The 14,262-nt window shown below is 65.2% G+C and carries 5 protein-coding genes and 1 pseudogene; 3 read left to right on the top strand and 3 right to left on the bottom strand.

Translation table 11 applies throughout. From position 1 onward, the window contains the following. Positions 1-48 precede the first annotated feature (48 nt). The 3 genes and pseudogenes from DTB53_RS32095 to DTB53_RS32085 all read right to left on the bottom strand — a co-directional run. Positions 49-536, bottom strand: a pseudogene (locus tag DTB53_RS32095) (glycoside hydrolase family 30 beta sandwich domain-containing protein); the annotation flags it as partial. Positions 537-1,148: 612 nt separating this feature from the next. Next, entirely contained in the window at positions 1,149-2,282 is a 1,134-nt protein-coding gene (locus DTB53_RS32090; protein ID WP_003969235.1) for an IS630 family transposase, read from the bottom strand. 87 nt (positions 2,283-2,369) lie between these two features. Further along, positions 2,370-2,657 carry a hypothetical protein gene (locus DTB53_RS32085; RefSeq protein WP_003969236.1) on the bottom strand — a complete coding sequence of 96 codons (288 nt, stop codon included), beginning with the start codon at positions 2,655-2,657 and terminating at the stop codon, positions 2,370-2,372. Between the two features lie 54 nt (positions 2,658-2,711). Between DTB53_RS32085 and DTB53_RS32080 the strand changes: the two genes are divergently transcribed. From DTB53_RS32080 to DTB53_RS32070, 3 genes are all read left to right on the top strand, one after another. Further along, complete coding sequence (locus DTB53_RS32080; RefSeq protein ID WP_003969237.1) at positions 2,712-3,443, top strand: MerR family transcriptional regulator; 732 nt, start codon at positions 2,712-2,714, stop codon at positions 3,441-3,443. A gap of 506 nt (positions 3,444-3,949) precedes the next feature. After that, positions 3,950-7,492: a laminin G domain-containing protein gene (locus DTB53_RS32075; protein WP_012377427.1), complete on the top strand. Its 3,543-nt coding sequence runs from the start codon at positions 3,950-3,952 to the stop codon at positions 7,490-7,492. Positions 7,493-7,643: 151 nt separating this feature from the next. Then, entirely contained in the window at positions 7,644-14,060 is a 6,417-nt protein-coding gene (locus tag DTB53_RS32070; RefSeq protein WP_012377426.1) for an RHS repeat-associated core domain-containing protein, read from the top strand. Positions 14,061-14,262 lie beyond the last annotated feature (202 nt).

The following is a 14,262-nucleotide window of genomic DNA, read 5'->3' as shown; positions in this document are numbered from 1 at the left end:
TCGCGTGCCGGTATGCCTCTCGCCGAAGGGTCAAGACCGCTGGTGGGTTCACTTCTGATTGGCTGCTCCTGTGCAGGACCAGATCCCGTCGGCCGAATTGTTGCCCGTGACGTCCAGACACTTGTCCGCAGCGGTGTTGACCACGTCGTGCGTGGTCGCGCTGTAGGACCGTCGCTGGGCGACGGTGCTGTTGCAGGTGTGGAGTTGGGCGGCGGTGCCGTCGGCGCTCGATCCGTCGGCCACGTCCAGGCACTTGCCCGCGAGCGCGGTTAGCGGCCCGATCTGCGGTGATGGGCCGCGGGGCGTGCCGGCCCAGGTGAAGGTGGCGGTGGTGCGTGCCGGGAGGGTGTAGGTGAAGGACTGGCCGCCCCAGTCGACTCGGAGGGACTGGGCGGAGCCGCCGCTGTTTGCGCGATTAGTGCCCTGGAGCCGTCCGGGTTGCGCCAGGCCACGTTCTGCACGGTCGCGTTGTCGGTTGAGGCGATCCGCTGGGCTCCGGGCTTGAGGGCGGTGCAGGTGCCGTCCGGGTGGAATTCGGGGTCGGCGGCCCAGTACGGGCCGTCGGCGTTGGAGAAGCGGTGCAGCCGCACCTCCCGGGCCTGGTGCGGGATGCCGAGGGTGGCGTCAAGAGCGGCCCGTACGGTCGCCACTGTCGGCTCGGCGTGGTCGGAGCGGATGTGCACATACGGGGCGTCGAGGCGGGAGTGGACCGGCTTCGTCCAGGCGCTCGATCACCATCTGCGGCAGCTCGTCGGCGCTTCGGTGGCGGGAGATGAGCAGGTGCGGGCCGGTCGCGAAAACGTGATGGCCTTCCAGGCGGGTGTCGGTCAGCTCGCCGATGCCGACGAGCGGTGTGAAGCGGAGCTCGCACGCGACCGTGGCGGCGCCGTGCCCGAGCGCGTCGAGCAGTGGCCGGACCCGCAGCGAGGTTGTCGACGTACGCCTGGCGGTCGGTACCGGGGCGCCCGGCGAACCCGAGGGTGTAGGGGGTGATGGAGAAGCGCACCCCGTCGAAGGAGCCGGTGTGCTCGGCCACCAGGCGCTCGTGAGTGACGAAAACCCATGTCATCTCCGCAGCGACTGCTAGTGACTCCCTGCCTCGTGCTCGGGGCAGGGCCTGGCTTGTTTTTGGAAGATCTAGTGCCGCATCAGGCAACGTTCGCCCTGTCGACGACGGCGCGAAGGCGCCGGTCGTCGGCATGGCGGTTTCGCCAGATGATGTAGCGGCGGATCATGCTGCCCTGTTCCTTGTGGTCAGCGTGGTCGGTGCCGTCGAGGGTGAAGTAGCGCAGGGCGGTGAACTGGGCCTCGACGCGGTTGAGCCAGGAGGAGTTCGTTGGGGTGTAGGCGATCTCGACGTTGTTCGCGGCGGCCCAGGTGCCGACCCGCTGGCATCTCTTGGTAGTCAGGTGCGGGGAGAAGTTGTCGCAGACGATTGCGATGCGGGTCTCGGGCGGGTAGAGGCTGCGCAAGTAGCGGCAGAACTCCAGGAACTGCGTCCGCTTCTTGATCGGTTTGATGTGGCCGTAGAGCTTGTCCCTGGCCAGGTCCAGGGCGGCGAACAGGTGCCGCACTCCGCCGTAGCGGTTGTAGGTCGCCCGCCGTCGGCGGCGGGATTCGCGGTCGGGGTCCTTATGCTTCCCGCCGCGCTCGGCCCATTGCCGGCCCGGGTGCGGCATCAGGTTCAGCGGCCCGAACTCGTCCATGCAGAAGACGACGTCGGGCTCGCCATGATCGGGTATGACCTCACCGTCGGCGATCGCGTAGAGGTGCTCAACCCGGGCCTTCTTGACCGCGTATTCCGGATCGTGCGAGGTCTTCCAGGTCTTCAGCCGTTGAAAGGAGACGCCTTCCTCGCGGAGCAGGATGCGCAGGCCCTCGTGGCTGATGTCGTCGACCACCCCCTCGGCGACCAGGAAGTCCGCCAGCTTGGTCAGGCTCCAGGTGGAAAACGGCAGGTCGTGCTCGGTCGGCTTCGACTTCGAGATCTTCTTGATCTCGCGCCGCTCGGGCAGCGTGAACGTCTTGGGGCGGCCGCCCCTGTACTTCGGATACAGCGACTCGAAGCCATCGGCGTTGAAGTTGTGGATCACGTCCCGGATCCGGTCATCGCTGGTGAACGACACTTCGGCGATCTTCGCCACTGGCATGCCCTGCGCGGACAGCAGCACCATCTGAGCCCGCCGCCAAGTGACCACCGAGCCGGTACCGCGGCGGACGATCCGCAGCAGACGCCGGCCCTCCTCATCGTCTATTTCGCGCACACGCACCGGCTCGGCCATGCCAAACACCTTGGCCCGAGCGCGCCGACCATGAGGCGGATTCGATCTTTGCGTCCCGGATCGCAGCCACAGCAACCGGTCAGAGTCTCAATCCCTCGGTTCGTCGGCCGGCACCTTCAGCACTCGGTCCAGCTCGTTCCCGGCCTCCTCGTAGCCGGCGTCGGAGATCCGTTGCAGCTCGCGCAGGTCGCCAGCCGCTACCGCGCGTCGAGTCAGCAGGAGCCCAGCGTGCATGGATCCCTCGTCCAGCAGCTCGCTCAGCTCCACGACGTCGCCCGCTGCGTCGGCGAGATCGGCCAGCCGGTCCAAAGCGGTCTCGTTACCCTCATCGGCCAGCTCACGCAGGGTCTCCCGGTCGGCATTCATGTTCGTCATGACGCCATGGTGCAACCTTGCCCCTAGGGAAAGGTCAAGTGGGAACATAGTCGGGTGATCACCATCGGGCAGCTGGCCAGGTACATCGGGGTGTCGACCAAGACCATCCGCGTCTACCACGACAAGGGACTGTTCTCCGAGCCCGACCGCGATGCGTCCGGCTACCGGCGATATGGCGCGAAGGACGCCATCGACCTGGTCAAGATCCGCACTCTCGCCGAAGCCGGCGTCCCCCTCTCCCGTATCAAGGACCTGAGATCAGCAACCGACCAGGAGTTCCAGCAGGCGCTGCATGAGATCGACAACAACCTCACTACCCGCATCCGTGACCTGCGGGCAACACAGGGACGCCTGCGCGAGCTCGCTGCCGGGCATCTGGCGCCGCTGCCTACCGAGGTGGCTGCCCACCTACAGCACCTAGCTCGCTGGGGATTCACGCCCCGATGGGTGGACCTGCAACGGGACCTATGGATTCTCGTGTTCGCCACCCACCCGGACCGCGCAATCAACCTCTTTCACGATCAAGCCGAGACCCTGGCCGACCTGGCGCTGCGACAGCTCTTCCTCGACTACGACCGCGCGCACGACCTCAACGCCGACGATCCCCGCATCGACAACCTCGCCCGCCGGATCGCCAAGGCGATCCAGGACCGCTACGGACCCGACGAGCCGCCCGAGTTGGATGCAGCTTCCGCGATTCCCGCCCTCATTCAGGACACAGTCAACGCCTCCTCCCCGGCATGGCAACGAGTCGACACACTCATTCGCGCCCACCTGGGGGCGTGACTCGACGCATGCGGCACACGGCCCCGGCCTGTGTGCGGAGAGTGGTCAGCGCTCGCCGCGAGCTAGAGGGCGACCGTTGTCTGATGCGGCACTAGCTTCAGGATGGCGTGTAGCCGACGAGGCAGCTCTCCGGGCGCAAGGGCGCAGATCGATGCTGACCGTTGCGAATCAACCCTGTCTTGACCTTCCGTCGCATTTGGGGCCGAGTCGCTGTTTTTGCAGGTCGGGCGGTGATTCGTTGGATGGGATCTCTTGACTGGGTGTGGTTCTGCATCGTTTACTCACGGAACTTGTGAAGCGTTTGTAACTCTGGGGTGGGGACTGTGGAGTTGAGATGGGGGCGCAGTCATGCCCAAAAGCGGCGAAGAGTCAGAGCGCGCCGCGGTGCGTCGGCGGTAGTCGGTACAGGGATCGCGGCGTTGGTGGCAACGCTGCTTGCCCAGGCTCCGTCTGCTGTGGCGGCGCCGGCGGCTGCCGCATCCGAGGCCGCTGGCACGGCGGAGTCGATGGCGAGTGCTCTTGCCGCGGAGAGCGGTGAGCGCGTGGCTGTGGACGAGGCGACCACCGATTCATCTCAGGTGTTTGCCAACCCGGACGGCACCTTCACGCAAGAGATGAACGCAGCTCCGGTCCGTGCCCGCAAGACCGACGGCGCTTGGGCTCCCATCGACACCACCCTCGTGCGTGAGGCCGATGGATCGATCCGGGCGAAGAACACCACAGCCGCTCTCACCTTCTCGGGTGGCGGCTCGGGCACCGGCCTGGTCACGCTCAAGGACGACGGGCATGAGCTGAAGCTGGGATGGCCCACCGAGCTTCCCGAGCCCCGGCTCGACGCCAACACCGCCACCTACGCCGACGTTCTCCCTGCTGTCGATCTGAAGCTGACTGCCCTCAGTTCCGGCTACACCTCGGTGCTGGTCGTCAAGACCGCCCAGGCGGCGGCGAACCCGGCGCTGGCCACGATCGAGATGACGATCTCCGGTGGCAGTCTGGATATCGCTGCGACTGCTGATGGCGGCTTTGTCGCGCGCGACGGCGACGGCACCCCGGTGTTCGAGAGCCCGGCGGGCCGGATGTGGGACTCGGCCGGCGACAATCCGGCGACGGCCTCGACTACGTCCGCCCGTTCTGCTGCATCGGCGGAGTCGGTCGTGGTGCCGGAGGCCGAGGGCGAGCCGGCTCCCTCGGAGGCGCCGAGCAGCGGTGACGCGGAGGCCGAGCTCCCGCTCAAGGTCACGGGCACCACGATGGAGATCACACCTGACCCGGCGTTGCTCAAGGGCAAAGACACGGTTTTCCCTCTGTACATCGACCCGCCCACCAAGGGCATTGCGCTCGGTGACTGGACGGCGCTGTCCTCGGACGGCGACAAGTTCTGGGAGTTCGACGGAGACAAGGGTGTGGGCCGCTGCTCCAACCACGCCGGCTACCTGTGCTCCAACTCTCCGTACACGCAGCGCCTGTACTTCGAGTACCCGCTCTCCTCGATCCACGGCAAGAAGATCCTGGACGCGACGATGGAGGTGTACCAGGTCTGGACGTTCACGTGCGATCCACATTGGTACGACCTGAGCACCGTGGACAAGGGCATCACCTCGAGCACCACGTGGTCGGTCCGCCCTAAGGAGATCAACCTAATGGGCGACCGGAACGTCGCCTACGGCCGCGGGGGCCTGTGTGACCCGTCGCAGCCAGCGAACTGGGTCCGCTTCAGCGACAACCTCGATGAGACGAACGAGAACCTCACGCCTACCCTCGCCTCCGCCGCACAGAACAAGACGTCGCAGATCACCTTTTCGTTGACCGCACACGACGAATCCGACGCGGCTTCGTGGGCCCGCTTCCGCAATGACGCGAAGCTGTCCGTTACTTACGTGTCCTACCCGAGCACCCCGACCAGCTACGGCGTGCAGCAGGGCACCACCGGGCGGGCCTGCACTGCCTCCACGCTGCCCTTTGCCACCAGTGACACCACACCGAAGATGCTTGCCGCGGTGCAGTCAGCGGACGGCTCCCAGTCCCAGTTGCGCGCATTGTTCGAGGTGTGGAAGGCAGACGGCTCCAGCCGGGCATGGTACGCGGCCTCCCCGGACGGCGCCTGGGTGGCCGACAACGCTTCCCGGGACGCGACCTCGAGCGCGCTGCCCCCGCAGACGGACTACCGGATGCGGGTCAAGACGCAGGCGTACTACAAGACCGACCGGGGCGCTACCGGCGTCCTCGACTCCTCTTGGTCGTCCTGGTGCTACTTCAGAGTGGACACCGATTCGCCGCCGCCACCCATCGTGGCCAGTGCCGACGGCATCTACAAGCCGGCCGCGACCGACCCAGCCGCCGGCGGAGTCGGTACGCCGGGTAAGTTCACCTTCACCCCCGGGGACACCAACGCGACCACGCCCGGCATCCAGTCCGACGTCGTGAGCTACAAGTGGAAGCTGAACAGCGGCGCGGTCTCCCTGTCGATACCCGTCGCCAAGGGTGCGCCGACGACCCAGTCGATTGCACCGAACCAGGCAGGCGAGAACACCATCCAGGTCTGGGGCTTCGATGCTGCCGGGCACAGTTCGCTCACCGGCTATTACAGTTTCCTGGTCAAGGGCGCGGAAAAGCCCTCGGGTGTCTGGCACTTGGACAACGCCCTCACAGACTCCACCACCGCAACGCCGCACGCGCTGACCGCTTCCGGCGTGACATGGGACGCCAAGTCGCGCAGTGGCGCGAGCGCATTGAAGTTCAACGGCACCACAGGCTATGCCCAGTCGTCGGGGCCGGTGGTGGACACGACCAAGTCATTCAGCCTTTCCGCCTGGGCCCGGCTTTCCGATCTCTCGCGCAGTCAGACGATTGTCTCCCAGCAGGCCACCACCCTGTCCGGCTTCGCACTGCACTACTCAGCCACCAGCCAGCGGTTCGCCTTCTCCCGCTACCACAGTGACGTCGCCTCACCGGCAGCGAGCCGTTCCACCGCCGCCACTGCCCCCGTCGCAAACGCGTGGACCCACCTCACCGGTGTCTACGACGCTGCGGGCCAGACCGTGCAGCTGTTTGTTAACGGCCGCCCCCAGGGGCAGCCCGTACCCTTCACCACGCCATGGTTGGCCACCGGATCGCTCCAGATCGGGCGGTTCCACAACAGCACCGGTTACGTCGAGCACTTCAGTGGGGTTGCCGACGAGGTGAAGGTCTGGGCTCGCGCACTCGCGGACACCGAGGTCGCCCATGACGCATGGCTGGAGGACGAAGACCTCAGCGACGGCACCGCCGGCGATCCCGTGCCGGCGCTCGTGGCCGAGTGGGATGCCATGGACATGATTAACGCAACGGGTGCCACGATTAGGGACACCAGTGACTTCGGCCGGAACCTCACTCTGAATGGGGCCGTCCTGACCAAGTTCACCACCGGTGACCCGGAGCTCGGCGAGGAAGTGACGACCACCCAGACGATGACCTTGAACGGCACCAGTGCCTACGCCACGGCCCCGGGGCCGATCGTCGATGACTCAGGATCGTTCACCGCGACCGCGTGGGTGACGCTGGACCCCGCCAAGTTCACCGACACCAGCAAGTCGTACGCCGTGCAGGTGTTCGGCCAGTCTGGGGCGAACCAGTCTTCTTGGGGTGTCTGGTACGAGCAGCCGGCCGGCAGCACCCAGGGGCGGTGGACGTTCGGCCGCCCCGACAAGGACGGCACGGGTGCTGCATGGACCAGGAGTGACTCCACCGCCTTCACCACCGCTCAGCTTGGCGTACCAGTCATGCTGACCGTCGTTTACGACGCCCAGGCAGCAGCCAACCCTGATGACACCTCCAAGCTCGGCGGGCTCAAGCTCCACGTCGACAGCGCTCGGATGGGCGACGAAGACGGCGTGGCGTACTCGGCCCCTTGGCAGGGCAGCGGAGTGTTCGAGATCGGCCGGGCGAAGATCAATGGCGCTGCGGCGCGCCATTTCCCCGGGAAGATCAACAGCGTGCGCGTCTGGGCCGGCTCCACCTCCACCGGCACGATCGCCAACCGGTACAACACCGAGCAGCAGTTCCAGCAGTAGAGCGCAGCGGCAGGGCAGGCATCCCGCCTGCCCTGCCGCCCCTCGTTGCCTCCTCGCACGTTGCCGCGCGCTCCCAAGATTCAGCGTTGCGGGTGCCGACCCCGTTACCTGAGCGCTTCCTGCCCACACTTCCGAGAACCGGGACATCACCGTGTCGTCAACACCTTTCCGCAGACGCGTGCCAGGGCCGGGCCTACGCCGCTGGCTCGGCCGCGGCGCACTCGTCGTCACCTTGTCTGTCTTTCCACAAGTCGCGATACCCGCGGAATTCAGCTCCCTGGCCCAGGCGCAGCCCTCGGCCCAGAACAAGGAGTTGGAGGACCGGCCTGACGCGAAGATCGACAAGGTCGGTCGACTCAAGCCCGGAAAGTCCAAGGCCCCGAACAACAAGGCTGCTCCTGCTGCCCGTGAAACGCGTGAGCGCCTGAAGAAGGCCGCCTGGCCGAAAGCCGACAAGGCCACTGCCGAGGTGGAGGCAAGCGGCGGCACCGAGACCAACGTCGGTGGCCTCGGCGTGAAGCTGGCCCAGCAGCCCGTTGCTCCGGCAGGTAAGCAGGCGAAGAGCACCACCAAGGCGAAGGCCACGGGCCCGGCAGAGAAGGTGGCGCTCAACGTCCACTCCCAGGCGGTGGCGAAGAAGGCGGGTATCAACGGCGTCCTGCTCACCGTCGACCCGGCGGGAGCCGCATCCAGCAAGTCCGCCGACGACACCGACACGCTCCGCGTCTCCCTGGACTACTCCACCTTCAACGACGTCTACGGCGGCAACTTCGGCCCCCGACTGAACCTGGTAGCACTCCCGGCGTGCGCGCTGACCACTCCGAAGAAGAAGTCCTGCCGCACCCAGACCCCCGTATCCGGCGCGGACAACGACGCCAAGTCCCAGACACTGACTGGCACGATCCCTGCACGCAGCCTCAAGGCCGGCACCCCCATGGTGCTGGCAGCAGCAGCCAGCAGCTCCGGCAGCGGAAGCGACTACAGCGCCACCCCCCTGTCCCCGACCGCGACCTGGGAGGCCGGCGGCAGCACCGGTGACTTCACCTGGAACTACCCCCTGCGGGTTCCCCCGGCGACGGCCGGCCCGTCCCCGAACCTGTCCATCCTCTACAACTCTGCCTCGGTGGACGGCCGCACGGCCGGCGAGAACAACCAGACCTCGGTGATCGGCGAAGGCTTCGCCCTCACCGAGTCCTACATCGAGCGTAAGTACGGCTCCTGCAAGGACGACGGCCATTCCAGCAAGGGCGACCTGTGCTGGAAGTACGCCAACGCCACTCTTGTCCTCAATGGCAAGGCCGCCGAACTCGTCAACACTTGCGCGGACAAGGCGGCCTGCGACGCTGCCGCTCTGTCGGAGGCCGCCGGCGGCTCGTGGAAGCTGAAGAACGAAGACGGCACCAAGGTCGAGCACCTCACCGGTGCCACTGGCAACAACGACAACAACACCGAGTACTGGAAGGTCACCGACGCCTCCGGCATCCAGTACTTCTTCGGCAAGCACCGTCTGCCCGGCTGGAGCAACAAGGGCACCACCGACACCGCCGACGATGACCCGGTCACCAACTCCACCTGGAACGTCCCGGTCTACGGCGACGACCCAGGCGAGCCCTGTTACAAGTCCACCGGCTTCGCCGACTCCTCCTGCATGCAGACTTGGCGCTGGAACCTCGACTATGTCGTCGACCCGCACGGTAACGCCTCCACCTACTGGTACACCAAGGAGGCGAACTACTACTCCAAGAACGCCGACACCACCGTCAACGGCACCGCCTATACCCGCGGCGGCTACCTCAACCGCATCGACTACGGCCTGCGCAGCGAGCTGCTCTACTCCAAGCCCGCAGCCCAGCAGGTCCGCTTCACCTACGCGGAACGATGCGTCACCTCCGGCGCTTGCACCAGCCTGACCGAGGACACCAAGGCCGACTGGCCCGACGTCCCGTACGACATGGTCTGCGCGTCGGGCACCAAGTGCACCACGCAGATCGGCCCGGCCTTCTTCACCCGCAAGCGCCTTACCCACATCACCACCTCGGTGTGGACCGGCACCGGCACCACTCGTCGGGACGTCGACACATGGCACCTTGACCAGAGCTTCCCCAACACGGGTGACGCCTCGTCGCCGAGCCTGTGGCTGAAGTCCATCCAGAACACCGGCAAAGCCAACGACAAAGCGGCCGCCATGCCGCCCGTCGTCTTCGGCGGCATCCAGATGCCCAACCACGTCGAAGGCAGCGGCCCCGACACCCTGCGCTACATCAAATGGCGCGTACGCACCATCAAGTCCGAAACCGGATCAACCCTCACCGCTAACTACTCGAACCCCGACTGCATTTGGGGCTCGAGCATGCCAGCAGCCGTCGACAAGAACACCCGCCGCTGCTTCCCGGTCAAGTGGTCCCAGTCCGGAGCGACACCGACCACCGACTGGTTCCACAAGTACGTCGTCACCTCCGTCTTCCAAGAAGACCCCTACGGCCATGGCGACACCATGGAGACCTACTACGACTACCAAGGCGGCGCCGGTTGGGCGTACTCCGACGACGAGGGCCTGACCAAGGCGTCGAATCGCACCTGGTCGCAGTGGCGCGGCTACGGCAAGGTCGTCACGACCTCCGGCGATTCCGAAGGCCCACGCTCCAAGAATTCCGCCCTCTACATGCGCGGCCTGAACGGCGAGAAGGAACTCGACGGCACCGCACGCGTGGAAAAGGTCACCGACTCCACCGGCACCGCCATCGACGACTCCCGCCAATACGCCGGCTTCGTCCGCGAAACCATCGCCTACAACAACACCGCAGAAGTCAGCGGCACGATCAGCACCCCCTGGTCCCACAAGACCGGCAGCCACACCTACAACTGGGGCACCACGGACTCCTGGATCGTCCAAGCCGGCGAATCCACCAGCCGCACGAAGACATCCACCGGAACCCGCACGACCAAGCAGAAGACCACGTACGACACCACGTACGGCATGCCACTCACGATGGATGACAGCGGGGACACCGCCAAATCCGGCGACGAGACCTGCAGGCGCACCAGCTACGCCCGCAACACATCCGCCTGGCTGGTGAACAGAGTCTCGCGCGTTGAGACGTACGCAGTGCCGTGCACGACCGCCCCGACGATCCCGGATGACGTCGTCTCGGATGTGGCCACGGCCTACGACAATCAGGAGGTTGGAACAGCCCCGTCGAAGGGCGAAATCACCAGCTCCTACCGTGTAGCCAACTACGGTGCCACGGACAAGAAACCGATCTACCAGAAGGTCTCCGGGGCCTCTTACGACAAGCTGGGTCGCCCACTCACCAAGACCAACGCCCAGGACCAGACACTCAAAACCACATACCTGCCTGACGACACGGGCTATGGCCCGCTGAGGTCTAAGACGCTCACCGACCCCAAGCTCTTCACGGCCACCACCGAGGTAGACCCGGCCTGGGGCACTGCAACCAAGATCACGAACGCCAACGGCAACGTCACCGAGTGGTCCTTCGATGCACTCGGCCGGCTGCTGTCGGTGTGGAAACCAGACCGCTCCCGCGTCGGCAACGACGCAGCCAGCATCACCTACGCCTACAGCATCAACAACGAGAAGGAGACCTGGGTCCGCACCGACACCCTCAAGGCTGACGGGAAGACCTACAACAGCTCCTACGAGATCTTCGACGGCCTGCTGCGCTCTCGTCAGGTACAGACTCCCGCGCCGAACGGCGGCCGGGTGATCTCCGAAACCCTCTACGACGACCGCGGCCTGGCCTACATGGCCAACAGCCAGATCCACGACAACAACGCCCCGTCGGGCACCCTTGCCAACACCTACCCTGGCTCGACGCCCGCCTCCACCGAGACGGTCTACGACGAGGCCGGCCGCGCCACCGACTCCATCTTCCGGGTCTACAACCAGGAAAAGTGGCGCACCAAGACCGACAAGCAGGGCGACCGCACCGCTGTCACCGCCGCTGCAGGGGGCTCCGGAACGCTGACGATGGTCGACGCGCGGGGCCGGGTCACCGAACGCCGTGAATACGCAGGCCCCACTCCGACCGGCAGTGACTACACCCGGACGCTGTATGAGTACACCGCGGCCGGTCAGCTTAAGAAGCTGAGCGGGCCGGATGGGGCGGTCTGGACCCGCAGCTACGACCTGCGTGGCCGTGAGATCACCTCCACCGACCCCGACAAGGGATCCATCACCTCCACCTACAACGACGCAGACCAGCCGGTCTCCGCTACCACGACCCTCAACGGTGTCTCCCGCACCGTGCTCACCGACTACGACGAGCTTGGTCGCCGGATCGGCACCTGGGACGGGACCAAGGACGACGCCCACCGGCTGACCAAGTTCACCTACGACTCCCTGGCCAAGGGACAACCCACCGCGTCGATCCGGTACGTCGGTGGTACCACTGGCAAGATCTACTCCAAGTCGGTCACCGGCTACGACGTCCTCGGCCGCGCCAAGGGCACCAAGACCGTCATCGCCGCCACCGACCCGCTGGTCACTGCAGGCGCACCGCAGTCATTCACCACATCGACCGTCTACAACATGGACGGCACAGTCCAGTCGACTTCACTGCCGGCAGCAGCCGGGCTGCCTGCCGAGACCATCGAGAACAGCTACAACGGCCTCGGCATGCTCACCGGCACCGATGGCATGACCGACTACGTGCAGAGCATCGGCTACTCCCCGTACGGTGAGATCGAGGAGACCCGCCTAGGTACCTCCACCGGTGCCAAGCAGATGCAGATCCTCAACCGCTACGAGGATGGCACCCGACGCCTGGCCAATTCCCACACCGTCGACCAGACCAACACCGGCTACACCAGTGACGTCGACTACCTCTACGACGCCACCGGCAACGTCAAGTCGATGACGGACAAGGCGAACGGCAAGGACACCCAGTGCTTCGCGTACGACGGCTACCGTCGCCTGACCGAAGCGTGGACCCCGTCCTCCAACGACTGCGCCACCGCACGCTCGTCCAGCGCACTCGGCGGCCCGGCTCCCTACTGGACCAGCTGGACCTACAAAGTAGGGGGCCTGCGCGACACCCAGACCGAGCACAAGGCAGCTGGTGACACCAAGACCTCATACGGCTACCCCGCCGTCAAGGCCGACGGCACCGGCCAGCCCCACACCCTGACCTCAATCAGTGTGGGCGCCGGCACCGCCAAGCCCTTCACCTATGACGAGAGGGGAAACACCACCAAGCGCTACGGCCCCACCGGAAGTGCGCAAACCCTCGTCTGGGACATCGAAGGAAAGCTCACCCGCCTCACCGAAGGCACCAACACCACTGACTACCTCTACGACGCCAACGGTGAACTCCTCATCCGCCGCGGCTCTGGCGAGACCGTCCTCTACTTGGCCGGGCAGGAACTCCACTACGACGTGAACAGCAAGAAGTTCACGGCTAAGCGCTACTACACGGCGGGGGGTGCGACCGCAGTCCGGACCGATGCCGGCCTGTCCTGGGTGGTCGACGACCACCATGGCACCGCATCGATGACAGTCGACGCCACCACCCAGTCGGTCACCCGCCGCTACACAAAGCCCTTCGGAGAGAACCGCGGCAACGCGCCGACAACGTGGCCCGACGACAAGGGGTTCCTCGGAAAACCAGCCGACGCCGACACCGGACTCACCCACATCGGTGCCCGCGAGTATGACCCGATCACCGGACGTTTCCTCTCCGTTGACCCCATTCTCGTGCCAGAAGACCACGAGTCCCTTAACGGCTACGCCTATTCCAACAACACCCCCGTCACCCTGTCCGATCCCACCGGACTGCGCCCCGACGGCGCGTGTGGCGGCTCATCGAGCTCCTGCAACGGCGGAACCGAGACCTGGACCAAGACCAGTACAGGCTGGGACTACAACTACCAAAAGGAAGTCACGCTCCCGGGCACAAAAACGATCATGACCAGCACGGTCACCTATTCCAGCGGCGTGACGTCGACAAAGGTTGAATTCAAGCCAGGCCCGACCCCTCTGCCGGTACTGAGAGCGGGAGCCGGCCCGGGTTTTCAGCTCTTTAGTGGCGGTCCTGCGGGTGTCCGACTTCCTGGGCCCCTGGGGTTTCTTGGCGGTCTTACCCGTGAGTTGGATGGCAGTGCCATTAGGGAGATGGCAGAGGAACTCGCTGAAGGCCGCACAGACGAAGATGATGATGAGTTCTATTATCTGTATCGGGCGCCACACATAGGTAATAAAGAGGCGGAACGTCACGGACCGCGACCGGAGAACCATCCGCCTACGAAGACGAAGTTCAGGACCGAACCAGGGCTGGCTTTTCTTGGCGATACGGCGAGTGTGGCCGAACAGTACGCAGGTGAAACTCAGTTCGAGCACGGCTACTGGCGGTATAAAATGAAGCCAGGCTTCAAGAAAGCATTTCCTGCGGCGAAGTACCGCACTCCCCATGAAAACAGCAGAGGGGCCATCGAATTCGAATGGATAATTCCGCAAGCGGAAATCCCTCGATTCAATTCATTTATTGAGGGCGGGAGCTCGAAATGGACGAACTACTATAGTAGTGGTGGGTACGTCTACCGAGACTGAAGGTTCGGCGTATGTCGCGCGAGCGCGGGTGGCATCCCCGTGAAATTCGAGGTGCGGCCACTCGCGCTCACGGGACCTTTTGAAGGTTAAAAAGGACTTAGATTGTGAGGAATGCATAATGATTTGGTCGGCAGGGCAGAAGTTTAGGGAGGGTGATGTCTGTAAAGGGGTGGTCTCTGATGTCTTCGACTTCGGCGTTTTC

It is taken from the genome of Streptomyces griseus, from assembly GCF_900460065.1.
Taxonomy (GTDB): domain Bacteria; phylum Actinomycetota; class Actinomycetes; order Streptomycetales; family Streptomycetaceae; genus Streptomyces; species Streptomyces griseus.
This window is presented reverse-complemented; position numbering and strand designations above follow the sequence as displayed.